At 71.0% G+C, this 15688-nt stretch carries 15 protein-coding genes and 1 pseudogene; 9 read left to right on the plus strand and 7 right to left on the minus strand.

Annotated elements, in window-relative coordinates; genetic code table 11:
- Positions 1–41: 41 nt before the first annotated feature.
- The 4 genes from OG946_RS00985 to OG946_RS01000 form a co-directional block, all read right to left on the minus strand.
- On the minus strand, positions 42–962 hold the full coding sequence (locus OG946_RS00985) for an NADP-dependent oxidoreductase (protein ID WP_326794246.1): 921 nt from the start codon (positions 960–962) through the stop codon (positions 42–44).
- 47 nt (positions 963–1009) lie between these two features.
- Positions 1010–1432 (minus strand): (4Fe-4S)-binding protein, encoded by a 423-nt coding sequence (locus OG946_RS00990; protein ID WP_326794247.1) that lies wholly within the window; start codon positions 1430–1432, stop codon positions 1010–1012.
- 30 nt (positions 1433–1462) lie between these two features.
- A complete protein-coding gene (locus OG946_RS00995; protein WP_326794248.1) occupies positions 1463–1771 on the minus strand; it encodes a GNAT family N-acetyltransferase in 309 nt (102 codons plus the stop codon).
- A gap of 253 nt (positions 1772–2024) precedes the next feature.
- Positions 2025–2681: a hydrolase gene (locus OG946_RS01000; RefSeq protein WP_326794249.1), complete on the minus strand. Its 657-nt coding sequence runs from the start codon at positions 2679–2681 to the stop codon at positions 2025–2027.
- Between the two features lie 289 nt (positions 2682–2970).
- Here OG946_RS01000 and OG946_RS01005 point away from each other — a divergent pair, with 289 nt between their 5' ends.
- Positions 2971–3438 carry a MarR family winged helix-turn-helix transcriptional regulator gene (locus OG946_RS01005; protein WP_326794250.1) on the plus strand — a complete coding sequence of 156 codons (468 nt, stop codon included), beginning with the start codon at positions 2971–2973 and terminating at the stop codon, positions 3436–3438.
- Between the two features lie 148 nt (positions 3439–3586).
- Here the strand turns inward: OG946_RS01005 and OG946_RS01010 are convergent, their stop codons facing one another.
- Positions 3587–4105, minus strand: a complete 519-nt coding sequence (locus OG946_RS01010; protein WP_326794251.1) for an IPT/TIG domain-containing protein — start codon at positions 4103–4105, stop codon at positions 3587–3589.
- 532 nt (positions 4106–4637) lie between these two features.
- Here OG946_RS01010 and OG946_RS01015 point away from each other — a divergent pair.
- On the plus strand, positions 4638–5120 hold the full coding sequence (locus OG946_RS01015) for an Ig-like domain-containing protein (RefSeq protein ID WP_326794252.1): 483 nt from the start codon (positions 4638–4640) through the stop codon (positions 5118–5120).
- 118 nt (positions 5121–5238) lie between these two features.
- Here OG946_RS01015 and OG946_RS01020 read toward each other — a convergent pair.
- Positions 5239–5394: pseudogene (locus OG946_RS01020) on the minus strand (IS5/IS1182 family transposase); the annotation flags it as partial.
- Positions 5395–5578: 184 nt separating this feature from the next.
- On the opposite strand from OG946_RS01020, the gene OG946_RS01025 reads away from it, so the two are divergent.
- The 3 genes from OG946_RS01025 (at position 5579) to OG946_RS01030 (ending at position 8481) form a co-directional block, all read left to right on the plus strand.
- Positions 5579–7033, plus strand: a complete 1455-nt coding sequence (locus tag OG946_RS01025; protein ID WP_326794253.1) for a sulfatase family protein — start codon at positions 5579–5581, stop codon at positions 7031–7033.
- A gap of 231 nt (positions 7034–7264) precedes the next feature.
- A complete protein-coding gene (locus tag OG946_RS36000; protein ID WP_442814249.1) occupies positions 7265–7906 on the plus strand; it encodes a hypothetical protein in 642 nt (213 codons plus the stop codon).
- A complete protein-coding gene (locus tag OG946_RS01030) occupies positions 7903–8481 on the plus strand; it encodes a response regulator (RefSeq protein ID WP_442814250.1) in 579 nt (192 codons plus the stop codon). Before OG946_RS36000 ends, OG946_RS01030 begins: the two co-directional genes overlap by 4 nt.
- 130 nt (positions 8482–8611) lie before the next feature.
- Here the strand turns inward: OG946_RS01030 and OG946_RS01035 are convergent, their stop codons facing one another.
- Positions 8612–10726, minus strand: coding sequence for an amylo-alpha-1,6-glucosidase (locus OG946_RS01035; RefSeq protein ID WP_326794254.1), 2115 nt, complete (start codon positions 10724–10726; stop codon positions 8612–8614).
- A gap of 161 nt (positions 10727–10887) precedes the next feature.
- Between OG946_RS01035 and OG946_RS01040 the strand changes: the two genes are divergently transcribed.
- The 4 genes from OG946_RS01040 to OG946_RS01055 all read left to right on the plus strand — a co-directional run bounded on the left by OG946_RS01040 (position 10888) and on the right by OG946_RS01055 (position 15424).
- Entirely contained in the window at positions 10888–11976 is a 1089-nt protein-coding gene (locus tag OG946_RS01040) for a LacI family DNA-binding transcriptional regulator (protein WP_326794255.1), read from the plus strand.
- Positions 11977–12075: 99 nt separating this feature from the next.
- Positions 12076–13320, plus strand: coding sequence for a sugar ABC transporter substrate-binding protein (locus OG946_RS01045; RefSeq protein WP_326794256.1), 1245 nt, complete (start codon positions 12076–12078; stop codon positions 13318–13320).
- Complete coding sequence (locus tag OG946_RS01050) at positions 13317–14408, plus strand: carbohydrate ABC transporter permease (RefSeq protein WP_326794257.1); 1092 nt, start codon at positions 13317–13319, stop codon at positions 14406–14408. Before OG946_RS01045 ends, OG946_RS01050 begins: the two co-directional genes overlap by 4 nt.
- Positions 14405–15424: a carbohydrate ABC transporter permease gene (locus tag OG946_RS01055; RefSeq protein ID WP_326794258.1), complete on the plus strand. Its 1020-nt coding sequence runs from the start codon at positions 14405–14407 to the stop codon at positions 15422–15424. The genes OG946_RS01050 and OG946_RS01055 overlap by 4 nt, the downstream gene beginning before the upstream one ends.
- Positions 15425–15688 lie beyond the last annotated feature (264 nt).

Here is a 15688-nt window from a genome sequence, read left to right on the forward strand (position 1 = left end):
CGACCGTCGCGTCGGAATGCAGCGTCCCGTTGGGTCGCGCCCTACGCGGGGAGCAGTACGAGCTTGCCTCCCGGGTGCCCCGACCTGCTGACCGCGAGCGCGTCCGCCGCCCCGCCGAGGGGGTACGTCCGCTGGATCGGGACCCGCAGCCGGCCCGCCTCGATGAAGGCGAGGATGTCCGTGAGCGCTCGGGGCCCGCCGGCTCCCGGCTCGGTCTGGTGGAGCTGGATTCCGCTCCCGGCCGCGTCGAAGGCCACGAGGGAGAGGACCCGCTCCGGGCCGCCGGCGAGTTCGATCGAGTCCGGGATCTCGCCGCGGCCGGAGGCGTCGAGCACCGCGTCGACTCCCCGCGGAGAGACGGCCCGTACGCGCTCGACCAGCCCCGGGCCGTACGTGACCGGTTCCGCGCCGAAGGCGCGGAGCCGCTCGTGGTTGGCCTCGCTCGCGGTGCCGATGACGCGCACCCCTCGGTCGACGGCGAGCTGCACGGCGAACGTGCCCACGCCGCCCGCGGCGGCATGGACCAGGAGCGTCTCGCCCCCGGCGATTTTGAGCTTGTTCAGCACCTCCCAGGCGGTGATGCCCGCGCCGGCCAGGGTTCCGGCCACCTCCCACGGGACGGAGGCCGGCCTGACGACCAGTGCGGCCGGGTCGGCGAGCGCGAGCTGCGCGTAGGACGGGGTGAGGGAGGCTCCCAGCACCTCGTCCCCCACGCCGAAAGCGGTCACGCCTTCGCCCACTTGGTCGACCACGCCGGCCACGTCGGATCCGAGCCCGCCCGGGAGGTCGAGTGGCATCACCTGGCGCATGTCACCGTGCAGGATCTTCCAGTCGATCGGGTTGACCCCCGCGGCCCGTACCGCGAGCCGCACCTGTCCGGGGCCCGCGGTGGGCGGCGGGACATCGACGACACGCAGCACGTCAGGGGTGCCGTACTCGGAGAACTGCACTGCGAGGGACAACTGCTCGGCTCCTGGTCGCTCTGGGCACTTACATATGGACGGGCGGGTCAGTCCGACGCTGTCCGACCGCATGGACCCCCGTGGTCGCAGTAGGGCTGAAGACCGCTCTGCCCGCAACCACAGAGAACGGCCCTGGTCTCCGCCCGCGGGCCTGCCGCCGTGTCCAGGCTCAACTCGCCGCGTACGAGCACCTGCCCGACGGAGTTGCGGGCGACGTGCGTGGGCCGGTCAGGACTCTCCGCGTCTCCGTCCACGAGTTCGTACTGCAGCGCGCCCGAGGGACAGCGCCGTACCACTTCGGCCAGGCGCTCGGCCCCGGCACCGTCCGGCCGGATCCACGGGCGCTCGTCCGGGTCGAAGACCTCCGGCAGACCGCGGACGCATTCGGCGGCGTGCAGGCAGCGCCCGGCCTCGAAGGTCACGGTGATCGACTTGCCCTCGTAGGCCTTCTTCTGGGTCTTGCTGCTCATGCCGCCTCCCTCGCTGCCCATGCCCGGTGTTCAGTCGCTGACTCTGCTGCGGGACTGATACAGCAGGTCCTTGTACTCGGGGTGCCGGGCGATCCACCCCGCGTAGAACGGGCAGGTGGCCAGCACTCGCAGGTCCGCGGCGCGCGCCTCGTCGAGGGAGGTGCGGGCCAGCGCCGCCCCGACCCCTTTGCCCTCGTACTCCGGCGAGACCTCGGTGTGTACGAACGCGATGAGTTCCGGTGTACGGATGTAGGCCGCGACGCCCGCGACCTTGGACTCCCCGTCGACCCGGGCCTCGTACCGGCTGGCCTCGGGAGCGTCACTCACTTCCACTGACACGTGTTCCTCCGTGTACCTTCCGCGCGGACCGTGCTCCACGCGGACCAATCCTGTTGATTCATCAACTTGTACCACGAGCGAGTGTAGCGCCGACGCGCTCCGTCACGCGGCGGCGACAGCCTCCGCATCGGGGAAGTTGAGCTGTCCGGAGGACGACCCCGGCGGGGACACGACGATCCGCCTCGCTCCGTTCTTGCACTGACCCGCATCGCGGCCGGACACTCCCTGGCCGGTCGCGGGAGCGGCGGTCACATCAGGCGTCGCTTCCGGTGGGCGTCGCGAGAAGCTGCATCTCCCAGGCGAAGGCCACCCCGCTGGCGCCGCCGTGCTGCGCCTGGACCTCGGCGGCACCCGCGATGGTCTTCTCACGGGCCCAGTCGCGCTGCCACTCACCCATCACGGCCAGCCAGGTGATCGGCACCACGCCCGCCTGGACCATGCGCTGCACGGCCATGTCGTGCGCCTCCTTCGAGACGCCACCCGAGGCGTCGGTGACGACGAAGACCTCGAAGCCCTCGCCCGCCGCCTGTATGGCAGGCATCGCCACACAGATCTCCGTCCAGAGGCCGGCGATGATCAGCTTCTTGCGCCCGGTCGCCTTGACGGCATCCACCACGCGCTGGTCCTGCCAGGTGTTGATGAAGGTCCTGTTGATCGGCTTCTGCTCGGGGAACACGTCCTGCACTCCCTGGAGGAGAAGGCCGCCGCGCTCCTCCAGCACGGTGGTCAGAATGGTCGGGACGTCGAAGACCTTCGCGGCCTTGGCGAGTCCGACGACGTTGTTGACGACCATCGTCGGCTCGTGGCTGTTCAGGTTGGCGAACTGGAACGGCTGGTGGTCGATCAGCACGAGGACGCTCTCCTCGGGCGTCAGCAGCGCGTCGAGTCCGGCCTTGTTCTCGGTGCTCATGGGAGTCCCCTTCTGGAGCTGTGCGTTCGCGGACGCCAGGCAGCGCAGGGCCGACCGGAGGGTGGCCTCTCGCGCCATCTGGTTGACGAGTCACCTACGTTAGGGACTGATCGTTGACGCGTCAATTAGACGCCCGGGTCGGCGACTTGCCGGCCCTCGCCCGGGTGCTGACGTTGCGGTGGCGAAAGGGTGCCGACGCGCGCGGCGCCCCGGACGTTCTGGGGATGATTCGAAATCGGCCGCGGCCACCGGATAGAAGAGCTGTCGGCGGCCTCGCTACGCTCCCCCCATGGACGCAACGCCTCGCTGGCCGGCCTCGGAGCAGACCGCCGCCTGGGAGAGTTTCATCCGGATGCAGGAGAAGCTCATCAGACAGCTCTCCCGCCGGGTCCAGGCCGACTCCGGCATGTCCGCGGCCGACTTCACCGTGCTGGTCAAGCTCACCGAGAGCGGCGAGGGGCGAATGCGCTTCATGGACCTGACGAAGCTGGTGGAGTGGGAGAAGAGCCGTATGTCCCACCAGGTCGGGCGGATGATGAAACGCGGCCTGGTGACCAAGGAAGACTGTCCCGACGACGGACGCGGAGCGTTCATCGTCGCCACTCCGGCCGGCTACGAGGCGATCGAGGAAGCCGCACCGCTACACGTCGCACACGTCCGCCGGCTCTTCATCAACGCCCTCACCCAGGAGGAACTCGCCGTCCTCGCCCGGATCTCGGACCGCCTCCTCGCCCATATGGAGAAGCAGCCCGACTGACGGACCGGACAGCCGGCTGCTGCCGCCGTGGCGGAAGGGAACTGCAGCGCCGCGGGAAGTTGCGACTTGAGGCAGCCGAGCCGGCGTCGGCGGGCCGATGTCGGCGCAGGTGGTGGGACCGACGGATGCCGGGTGCGGCGTGGCTTGGTCACTGGTAGGTGAAGGTGAGGGCATTGCTGGTGCCGCCGGGGTTGGTCACCGTGACGTTGACGGTGACCGGGACGCCGGTGACGGCGAAGGAGGGCGGGGTGGCGGAGCGCTGGGAGTCGCTGACGACGGTGCCGAGGGTGCCGGCGCCGGCGGCGCCGAAGGTGACCGCCGTGGCGGCAGCTAATCCGCTGCCGTAGAGGGTGCTGGCCGGCGGGGAGGTGTCGGGGCCGGCGTTGGCGCTGACAGCCCCGATGGCGGGGGCGGCGATGGAGAAGAACGCCTTGCTGTTGCTGGTGGAACTGCCCACGGTCACGCTGACGTTGACCTGCCCGGCGCAGCCGCCGGGGGCGGTGACGCTGATCTGGGTGTTGGCGACCGTGACCGTGCCGTTCACGGACGTGTTGCCGAAGTGGACGACCGGCGTGCTGGCCAGGGCGCCGAACCCGGTCCCGGTGATGGTCACCGAGGTACCGGCCGTGCCCTGGGTGGGGCTGATGGACGTGATGAAGGGGGCCATGGAGTCCTCCTTTGAGGAATGAGTTGGGCCGCCGCATCCGGACCGGTGCCGCGTGCGGCAACAGATAGGAGGAAGCAGATGGGATCACCACGCCGGGTACGCCCGTGACCGGGATGCCGAGCCGAGGCGTCTAGGGAATCGCGGCACTGCCGCCGATGCCCCCAGCGGAGGGATGTGCGGTCCGCCTGTGGCGGACATAGCCAGTGAGCCACTCGGTTGGAAAGGGTGGCAAGAATATGCATGATTCATCACCAAACAAGTTATATTCGTGTGACTGTTGGGACATATAAATACATGTGAGCCGATCCACAACTTCGTCCGGGCGCACTCGGCCACACCCGGGCGTCCCTATCCGAGATAGGAGGATTCGGAGGCTCCGGGAAAGGTGGGTTACTCCGGTGGGGTATTCCGTGTGATCCAAGTGGACCGACTCCCGAGCGCCTTCCGTGCCGTCACCGAAGCGGCGACTACGGTCCTCGGCTGTCCGGCGGGTGAACAAGCCCGCAAAACCCTCAGCTCAAGGAGCCCATCAGTGAGTCGTTGGCAGCGATGGACATTCTGGAAGGCAGCGCTCTTCTGCGCACTGGCCGCAGTCATCGGCCTGGCTTCCCCGGCCGCAGCCCTGGAGCCCTCCACCACCTCGGTCACCGCCACACCCTCAACCGCGGCCGTCGGCGCACCGGTGGAACTGGCCGCCACGGTCGGCTGCCCGGACGACCCCAGCGGCGGACTGGGCGTCTCCTTCTTCGACGGCCCCGACCTCCTCGCCACCGTCCCCGTCGCCCCCGACGGCACCGCAACCTACGACACGAACTTCGCCACCACAGGCACCCACACCATCACCGCCGCCTACAACGGCAACGACAACTGCGCCGCCTCCAACGACGAAACCACCGTCGTGATCTCCTCCTCCCCCACTCCCCCCACACCGCCCTACGGCTTCTGCGCCCTCGCCTGCGGCAGCCTGATCAACTTCACCGCCGGCAACATCGACAACGACGTCACCGTCTACTGAACACCCCCGGCTGACCGGGCGCCGCTCACCATGACCGAATAACAGAGCGGCGCCCACAGCCAACCCACACCACCGCCACCACAACACCGCCCTGCACCAACCCACCTGGCAACGCGACCGGATCAGCAATCCTGCCGGGCAGCGCACAGCCCAGGCGATTCCGCGTGTTCGCCGAGTCGATCGCGTGCCGCGACCAGTCGGGCTCACCTCGCGCGCCCAGCTCCTCGAAGATCGGACGGTGCAGCTTGCCCCACACCCGGGCCTGGCTCCACTCGGCGTTTCCTCAGACCAGTTGAGGGCATGCTGGGCCTGGCGAGGTACACGTAACAGATGTCGGGCTCGCCGCTCCTGCAGCCCACTGCGGTGTGAAGCCACACCGCATGACGAGTTGCTCTTCCGAGGAGACAGTGCGATCACGACGCGGCCGATAGCGGTGACGACCGGAGCGGAGGTCTTCGATGAGTTCACGGCACCTGGGCGGCAATGACGTACGCAGGCGCACGATGCTGATCTCCGGGATCTCAGGAATCACCGGTGCGCTGGCGCTGGGCGCGCCGGCACGGGCGGCGAGGGGCGAGCCGGACCGACCGGTCAACATCCTGCTGGCGATCGCGGACGACTGGGGCTACCCGGACGCCGGCGCCTACGGTTCCCAGGCCGCACGGACGCCGACGTTCGACCGGCTCGCTGCAGAAGGCGCGCTGTTCACACACGCCTACTGCGCCGCCCCCTCGTGCACGCCGTCACGGAACGCGCTCCTCACCGGCCAGGCGCCGCATCGCCTCGGGGCGGGAGCGAACCTGTGGTCCGAGCTCCCGGCCACCTTCGATGTGTACCCGACCCTCCTCGAGCAGGCGGGATACCGTATCGGGCGAATACGCAAGGGCTACGGCCCCGGCGTCTTTCCGCAGTGGCCGCACGACCCGGCGGGCCCGGCCTTCCCGTCGTTCGGCGAGTTTCTCCAACAGCAGCCAGAGCGTACGCCGTTCTGCTTCTGGCTCGGCTCCTCAGATCCACACCGACCGTACGACCCCGGCCTGGGCGAGCAGTCCGGCATCGACCCGGCCTCCGTGGATGTCCCGCCGTATCTCCCGGACACGCCGGAGGTCCGCGCCGACGTCGTCAACTACCTGGCGGAGGTGCAACGCTTCGACCGCGAGGTCGGCGATGCCCTGCAACTCCTGGAGGAGCGTGGGCTCGCCGAGAACACGATCGTGGTGATGACCGGAGACCACGGCTGGCCCTGGCCACGTGCCAAGGCCAACGCCTACGACGCCGGTACCCACGTGCCGCTCGCGATCCGCTGGCCGGGCCGGGCCGCCCCGGGAACAGTGGTCGATCGCCTGACGGTGCTGAGCGATCTCGCTCCCACCTTCCTCCACGCCGCCGGGCTGCCCACGCCGCCGGCGATGACCGGGCAGTCGCTGCTGCCGGCGCTCTCGGGCACAGCCGCCCAGCGCGAGTTCGTCGTCATCGAGCGCGAGCGACACTCCTTCGCCCGGGAGGGGAATCTCTCGTACCCCATCCGCGCACTACGGACGCACAGGTGGCTGTATATCCGCAACTTCTTCCCGGAGCGCTGGCCCGCCGGCGACCCGCAGCCACCCTCGCCCGACCGTGGGATCTTCGGCGACATCGACGCGGGCCCCACCAAGACGCAGCTCCTGGAGAACCGGCACCGGCCGGAATTCGCCACGGCATTCCACCTGGCCACCGGCAAGCGGCCGAAGGAGGAGCTCTACGACCTCGAATCCGATCCGCACAGCCTGGAAAACCTCGCGGACCATCCCGAATGTGCCGCGGTGAAGACCCGGCTCCGGGAGCAGTTGCAGAACTGGATGCTCCGAACCGACGACCCGCGCGCCGTCGACCCGCGGACCGACTTCTGGGACAACGTCAAATACTACGGTTAACGCCCCCGTCCACCGGGGCGGGTCGGCGTGGCGGCACGACCCTGCGGAACAGCTCCCGCACAATCCCGTTTCCTCCGCTCTTGTCGCCGCTCCCGGGCTGGCACGTGAGATCGGCCGTTCTGCCCTGTTGCTGCCGGCCGGTCTGGCTACGGCTGGTGCCGTGCTCGCCGGGTGGGGTTAGGCACGGCGGACTGCGTACAGCACTACGGGCAGGGGGCGCGGCTCGCAGTAATGCTCACCGTGGTGCGCCTGGTGCCGGTGGCGCTGGTGTGGTTCCGACCGTCGGCTGCGGCCGTGCTCGTCACGCTCGTCTCGGCGGCATCCGCGCCGGCGCTGACGCCGGTGAGCCCGGCAGAACCGTGGCCCTGGCCCATCACCACCACCGTGATCTGGGCGCTCGTGCTGGTAGCGGCGGGAAGCCGGGTGGTCACGCCAGTACGGCGCAGGGCGACGCTGGCCGGCGCCTGGGCAGGTCTGCAGCTGGCCGGGGTGCTCTGGTGGCTGACGCTGGTCCGGGGCCAGCCGGTGACGGGCCTGAACGTTCCTGGGCTGATCACCGCGGTGGCGGCCGTGCTGGGCGAGATAGCCGGCGCCCGTGTCCAGATGGGCCGGGACATGGCACGCCAGCGCGCCGAATCGGCCGCGGAACGGGACCGGCGGGCCCAGCTCGAGGAGCGGGCTGCGCGGCATCCGGGAGCGAGTCGTCGCCGCGGGCGGCACCGAGGAGATGGGACCCACAGAGGATGGCGGTTTCCGGGTCAGCGTCCCTACCGGCGGGGAGTGAGCCGATGCCGGTCCGCGTGGGTGATCGTGGACGACCAGGAGATGGTGCGGGCCGGTTCCGCGCACTGCTGCAAGCCGAGCCGGAGATGACGGTGGTGGGGAAAGCGGCCGACGGCGCCGAGGTACCGGCCGTCGTCGCGGACACGGCACCCGACGTGGTGCTGATGGACGTGCGCATGCCCCACGTGGACGGGCTGACCGCCACCGAGAACCTGCTCCGGTCGGCCGACAGCCCGCCGCGGGTGGTCATGCTCACCGCCTTCGACCTGGACGAGTACGTCTACCAAGCCCTACGCGTCGGTGCCAGCGGCTTCCTGCTCAAGCACGCGCCCCCGGGCGAACTCGTCCGCGCGGTGCGGGTGGTGGCGGCCGGTAACGCGCTCATCGCACCCGAGATCCTGCGCCGCCTGGTGGAGGACTTCGCCCGCGCCCGCCCCGCACCCGCCGCCCGGGACCGGGCGGACGCGCTCACTCCGCGGGAGACCGACGTGCTGGTCCTGGTCGCCCGCGGCCTGTCCAACGCGGAGATCGCCGGCGAACTGGTGCTCGCCGAGCAGACGGTGAAGACCCATGTCACCCGGATCTTCACCAAACTGGGCCTGCGCGACCGCGCCCAGGCCGTCGTGCACGCCTACGAGACCGGACTGGTACGACCCGCGCACTGACTTCCCACCGAGGCGGCCCCGGCACACGGACCCTCCTGCGTCGGCGTGCTCCCGCATCTGCGGCGCGTCGTGGGGCCGGCAAGCTCCGCCACGGCGTCACGGCGCGGCGGAGGTCCGGTGTACGTCGGCTTTATCCCGCGGTCTGGACCGTGATGCCCGGTGGCGCCTGGATTGTCGGGGTGCCGTCGGCGGACAGGGCGATCTCCAGGGGGGAACCGGCGACTTCGAGGCCCGCGGCGCGGAGGGGGAGGAGGGCGCTGGGGACCTGCGGGGAGACCACCAGCGTGCCGTTCGGGACATCGGGCGCGAGACCCAGCAGCGACTGCAACACCAGCACCACGGACGCGGCCGCCCACGCCTGCGGGCGGCAGGCCGCCGGGTACGGGGCCGGGCGGCTTCCGGAATCCCTGCCGTAGCCGGCGAACAGCTCCGGCAGCCGGGCGTCGAAGTCGCCGGATGCGTGGAGCAGGCCGGTGGCCAGGGCGGCCGCGGGCTCCGGGAAGCCGGCACGGGCCAGGCCGTGCACGGCGATCGCCGTGTCGTGTGGCCAGACCGAGCCGATGTGGTAGCCGAGGGGGTTGTAGCCGCCGGAGTCGCTGCTGAGCGTGCGCAGCCCGAAGCCCGAGTCGAGGTCACCCTCGGCCAGCCGCTTGGCCAGCAGGGCGCTCTCGTCCGGATCCAGCAGCCCGGTGCCCAGCAGATGCCCGAACCCCGACGTCACGGAATCGACCGGGCGCTTGTCCCGGTCCAGCGCGACGGCCGGGTACGGGCCACGGGCGTCCTCGACCCAGAACGCCTCGCGGAACCGGGACTTCAGGCGCTCCGCCCATTCCTCCCATCGCTCGGCGCCCGGGCGGCCGAAGGCACGCAGCAGCGCGGCTCCGCCCCGGGCGGCCTCGTAGGCGTAACTCTGCACCTCGCACAGGGCGATCGGCGGCTCCGCGAGCCGGCCGTCGCGGAACCGGATGCCGTCGCCGGAGTCCTTCCAGCCCTGGTTGGCCAGGCCCGTGCCGGTGGTGTCGACGTACTCCAGGAAGCCGTCACCGTCGGCGTCGCCGTACTCGCTCATCCAGGCCAGCGCCCGCTCGGCGTGCGGCAGCAGTGCCTCGACCTCGGCCGGGTCCAGACCCCAATGCCACGCGTCGTGCAACAGGGTCACCCACAGCGGGGTGGCGTCGACCGTGCCGTAGTACACGGGCGGCAGCGACGCGGACCTGCCGGACAGGCGCAGGCCCGCGCGGCGTACCTCGTGCAGGATCTTGCCAGGCTGCTCCTGGGTGGCCGGGTCGGTGACGGTGCCCTGGCGGCGGGCCAGGATCCGCAGCGTGCTCGCGGCGAGCCGGGTGCCGAGCGGCAGCAGCATCCGCGCGGCCCACAGCGAGTCGCGGCCGAAGAGCGTGGCGAACCAGGGGGCCCCGGCCGCGAGGAACAGGTCGTCGGGGCGCCGGGGGTCGGCCAGCAGCAGCCGTTCGAGGTCGGCGTGGGACCGGTCGAGCCAGACGTCGAGTCGGCGGTCGGCGCTGCGTACTCGGGGGGTGCGCCAGGGTGGGCTGCCGGGGGCCGCGGCGGGGAACGGCTCACCCTCGGCGTCCTCGGCGGTGCACACGAGGTCGGCGTCCCAGATATCGCCGGGGGCCAGCGCTACGTCGTAGTGCAACCGGCCCCCGGAGGCGCCGGCTTCGATGCCGGTGGGCGCCGGGGAGCCGGTCAGCCGTACCGTCACGGTGGCGTCGGTCCAGACGAGCGTGGTACCGGTGGCGACGTCGATCGCGGCAGCGACCGGGCCCGGAGGCCGGCCCGCCTTGACCTGCTCCATCGTGGCCAGGTCGGTGCCCGCGTCCACGGTCAGCCGTATCAGTGCCGGGATCCGGCCGGAGTTGCGTACCCGCAGCGACTCGGTCAGCCGGCCCGGCGCGGTGGCGCGCCGCCGCTCCAGTACGACGGCGGGGTCGGCGGTGGTCTCGGCGACCCCGCGCAGCACGGTGCGGAACAGCGCGCGGTCCGCGCCCTCCAGCCCGCCCGAGACCGGTGCCGGGGGCCCGCCGTCGGCGGAGACCGACAGCCGTGCCAGGGCGCGGCGTTCGCCGTGGTAGAAGCCGTCCGCGCCGTCGTGCAACTGCCCGTCGGGCCGGGAGACGGCGAAGGCCGGCGCATGCAGCGTGACGACACGGTCGTGCAGAAAGGGCTGCAGGCCCGCGTGGGCGACCGATTCGACGCCGGTCCCCTCCGGGGTCTTGACACTCATCTCAGGTGAGGACCAATCTCTGAGGCATTGGAGCGTTCCAAGAAATGTAAGCGCAGTTCAAATGGATCACAATCCTTTGGATCGCTCCAACCCACGGGGCTTCAGCGGCTTCACGAAGCTCCGCGGACTGTCACCGGGAGCACGGCGCAGGAGGGACAGCCATGGCAGAGCTGTCGGGCCAACGGGCGGGAGCGCCCCAGCGGGCAGGGACGACCGGGAACGTGACGCTGGCGATGGTCGCCGCACGCGCGGGGGTCTCCCCGCAGACCGTCTCCAACGCCATCAACTCGCCCGACCTCCTACGCCCCGACACCCTGGAGCGCGTACGTCAGGCCATCGACGCCCTCGGCTACCGCCCCCACCGCGCCGCGCAGACCCTGCGCACCCGCTCCAGCAAACTCCTCGGCTACGGCATCCAGCCCGTGCCGCCCGGTACCGCCACCCCGGTGCTCGATCACTTTCTGCACGCGCTCTCCCAGACCGCGGACGAGGCCGGCCATCGCATCCTGCTGTTCGCCGCCCCCACCGGGCCCGGGCTGCTGGAGGCGTACCAGGAACTGCTGGACACCCACAACGTCGACGGCTTCGTACTCAGCGGCACCGCGCACGGCGACCCCCGGCAGGCGTGGCTCGCCGGGCGCGGCGTGCCGTTCGCCGCCTTCGGGCGGATGTGGTCGGGGCGGAAGGTCGGCGACTGGGTCGACATCGACAACGCCGCCGGCACCGACGCCGCGGTCGACCATCTCGTCGGCCTGGGCCACGTGCGGATCGCCTTCCTCGGCTGGCCGCGCGGCTCCGGCACCGGAGACGAGCGGGCCGCGGGCTGGAAACGCGCCCTGCAGCGCCACGGGCTGCCGGTCCGCGGCCGCCGCGCGGAGTGCGAGGACGACGTGGAGGCCGCCCGGCACGCCGCCGGCCCGCTGCTCGACGCCGGCGCCACCGCCGTCGTCGCGGCCAGCGACACCCTGGCCGTCGGCTGCTACCGGGCGCTCGCCGACCGCGGCCTCACGCCGGGCGCGGACGTGGCCGTCACCGGCTTCGACGACACCCCCGCGGCGCCGCTGCTCACGCCGAGCCTGGCCAGCGTCGCGCAGCCGCTGGACGCCGCGGGCCGGGAGTGCGTCCGGCTGCTGCTCGCCCGCATGGCCGACCCCGGCCGCGCGCCCGAACGGCTGCTGCTGCCGCCCTCGTTCGTCGTCCGCGACTCCGCAGGCCCCGCCGCGGGGCCGCAGCCGCGCACACGCCACTGAGCCGTACGGCACCGGGCCGTACCCCCCGCGTACCTCCCCGCACCGCATCCGCGCACCGCACCCTCCCCGCATCCCGAGCCGCAACCCGAAGGACTCCCGATGAAGAACCGCACCTCTCTGGTCGCCCTCGCCGGCGGCCTCAGCCTCCTCGTCGCCACCGGTTGTTCCTCCGGCTTCGGAGACGACGACACCGAGCAGGACACAGGCGGAAAGCAAGAGCTCACGGTGCTCATCGCCTCCTCCGGCGCGGCCGAGACGAACGCCGTGGAGAAGGCCGTCGCCGGCTACGAGAAGTCCTCCGGCAACGAGGTCCGCGTGCAGGCGGCGAAGGACATGAACCAGCAACTCGGCCAGGCCTTCGCCGGCGGCAACCCGCCCGACGTCTTCTACGTCGCCTCCGACCAGTTCGCCAACTACGCCTCCGGCGGCTCCCTCTTCCCGTACGGCGACAAGGTCGAGAACGTCGAGGACTTCCCCGAGGCACTGCGGCAGTCGTTCTCGTACGACGGCGACCTGACCTGCGTACCCAAGGACGCCAGCTCCCTGGCCCTGGCCGTGAACCCGAAGCTGTGGAAGGCGGCCGGGCTCACCGAGGCGGACTACCCCACGAGCTGGGCCGAGTTGGAGAGCGTCGCGAAGAAGCTCACCCGCGGCGACGTCACCGGGCTGGTGACCAGCGAGGAGTACCAGCGCCTCGGCGCGTTCATGAAGCAGGCGGGCGGATGGATCACCGACGGCGGGCAGACGGAGATGACGGCCGACTCCCCGGAGAACGCCGAGGCCCTCGGATTCGTCAAGCGCGGGCTGCAGGACGGCTGGTGGAAGTACGCCAAGGACGTCGACGCGCTGAACGCCGGTGAGGCCTTCGGCCAGGGCAAGGCCGCCATGACCATCGAGGGCAGTTGGTTCGCCGGCCAGATGGAGCACGACTACCCGGACACCGGCTACCGGCTCGTCGAACTGCCCGACGGCCCCGCGGGCGGCGGCGACCTCGCCTTCAGCACCTGCTGGGGCGTGGCACAGGACAGCGGGCACCGCGCCGCCGCCGTGGATCTCGTGCGGCACCTCACCGCGCCGGAGCAACAGGCCGCCATGGGCGAGGGCTTCGGTGCCATCCCCGCCCGGGAGAGCGCGGCGGAGACGTACTTCGGCGACCACCCCGACCGCGAGCCCTGGACCCCCGCCGGCGAGGGCATGCAGGGACCGGTGACCGTCCAGGGCATGGACAAGGTGCTCGCCCAGCTCAACAGCGAGTTGCTCGGGCTGAAGGGCGCGGACCCGGCGACGATCCTCGCCGACCTGCAGCGCAACGGAGAGCCGGTGATAGAAGAGAGCACGAAGTGAGGCGCAGGGCCACCGTCCGCGGCCGCGAACGCCTGTGGGGCTGGCTGTTCGTCAGCCCCATGGCGGTTGTCCTCGGCCTGTTCCTGGCGCTGCCCGTGTTCATGGCGATATGGGTGTCGCTGCTCGACTGGAACGGCCAGTCCAACCCCTTCACCGGCGGCGAGGCGGACTTCGTCGGCCTGGACAACTACCGGGCGCTGCTCACGCAGGACGGCCTGGACCGCACGCTGTTCGCGACCTCGCTGCGGAACAACGCGTACTACGTCCTGCTGGCCGTGCCGCTCGCCACTTCGGCAGGTCTGCTGCTCGCGCTGGTCGTCAACCAGCGCCTGCTGAAGGGCCGCGGGCTGGCACGCACCACGTTCTACTTCCCGTCCGTCACCAGCTCGATCGCCGTCGCCACGGTGTTCCTCTTCCTCTTCCAGGGCAGCGGTGCGGTCAACAACCTGCTCTCCTGGGTCGGCGTCGAGGGGCCGAACTGGCTGAACGACCCGCGCGGCGTGATCTGGGTGCTGCTCGGCGGCCTCGGCCTGGTCGACCCCGACAACCCCAGCGCGTCCGTGGCGGCGCACGACTTCCTCGGGCTGCCACTGACCGAGTGGCTGGCCGGACCCTCGGTGGCGCTGCTCACCCTGGTGCTGATGGCGACCTGGACGACCTCCGGCACCTTCATGCTGATCTTCCTGGCCGCCCTGCAGAACATCCCGCGCGAGCTGGAAGAGGCCGCGGCGCTCGACGGCGTGGGCCGTCGCCGGATGTTGTGGCACGTGATCCTTCCGTCGATCCGCCCCGTGGTGTTCCTGGTTCTCACCCTGGCGCTGATCGGCAGTTGGCAGGTCTTCGACATGGTGTACGTCATGGGGCAGGGCTCCCCCGCCAACACCACGCTGACGCCGGCCTTCCTGTCGTACAGCGCGGCGTTCGACAGCGCCGACTTCGGGCAGGGAGCGGCGGTCGCCTTCCTCCTCTTCGCGATCATCCTGACGCTCGTCCTGCTGCAGCGCTGGCTGCTGCGGGAGCGCGGCCCCGGGCGGGACCGGCTCAGGAATCGAGGCCGGCGGGGCGCCTCACAGAGGAGCCGCGCATGACTGCCACGGACACCACGCCTCGCGCCGCGGAGGAGGAAGGCAGCGCCATGGCCGGGGAGCGCACGGCTCGCGGCAGGTCCGTACGTCGCCTGCATCCCGGCGCCCGCCTGCTCGGCCGGCGGCGCCCGACAGACGACGCCCGGGACGAACGGCCGGTCCTGCCCCGGTTCCCGCGGCCCGCGCGGCTGTTCGGCTACGCGCTGGTCGCGGGCCTGGCGCTGCTGTACCTGCTGCCCTTCCTGCTGCAGATCTCCAACAGCTTCAAGACCGAGGCGGACGCGGCCGCCGATCCGCTGGCGCTGTGGCCGTCGACGCCGACGACGGTCACGTACGAGCGGCTGTTCGGCCTGGGCGGGGAAGAAGCGGACAGCGTGCCGTTCCCGCGCTGGCTCGCCAACTCCGCGCTCGTCACCGTGCTGATAACGGCGGGGCGGGTGCTGTTCGACTCCATGGCCGGCTACGCGCTGGCCCGGCTGCGGTTCCCGGGCCGGGCGGTGCTCGCCGGCTTCGTCCTGGCGGTGATGGCGGTGCCCGGGGTCGTGCTGCTGATTCCCAGGTTCCTGGTGCTCAACAGCTTCGGCATGTTCGACACCTACTCCGGGATGGTGGTGCCGCTGCTGGTGGACGCGGCCGGGATCTTCATCATGAAGCAGTTCTTCGAGACCGTGCCGCGCGAGCTGGAGGAAGCGGCGCGGATCGACGGGGCGGGGGTGCTGCGCACGTTCTGGTCGGTGGTGCTGCCCATGGCGAGGCCCGCCCTGATCACGCTGACGATCCTGTCCTTCCAGGGCTCCTGGAACGAGTTCACCCACTTCCTGGTCGCCACGCAGTCCGAGCAGTACGAGACGCTGACGACGGGCCTGGCGAGGTTCGTCTCCGGCGGCCTCGGCGGCGGCAGCCAGTTCCCGCTGAAGCTCGCGGCGGCGGTGCTGTCGACGGTGCCGGTGGCGGTGCTGTTCTTCTTCTTCCAGCGCCACTTCATCCGTGGCGCCAACGCCGGAGCGGTCAAGGAGTAGCGGCAGCAGCACCGCTGCGGGAAACCGTTCAATAACCCCATCCAGGCAGCGGGTCGCCTCCACCGAGGTGATCGACGTCGGGTTCCTCTCGGGTGCCGCAGGGGATGCGGTCGCCGACCGCAACTCTCGCGAGAAGCGGACGAAATGGATCGTGAGAAGTTGCCGCTGCACCGAAGCCAAGTTGGCAAGCCCAGGGATTGATGCGTTTCAATCGGCAGTGGAGAAGCCATATGGGCCCCGAGGCAGCCGCGCGGGTTGCTCCGC

Source organism: Streptomyces sp. NBC_01808 (assembly GCF_035917395.1).
Classification (GTDB): domain Bacteria; phylum Actinomycetota; class Actinomycetes; order Streptomycetales; family Streptomycetaceae; genus Streptomyces.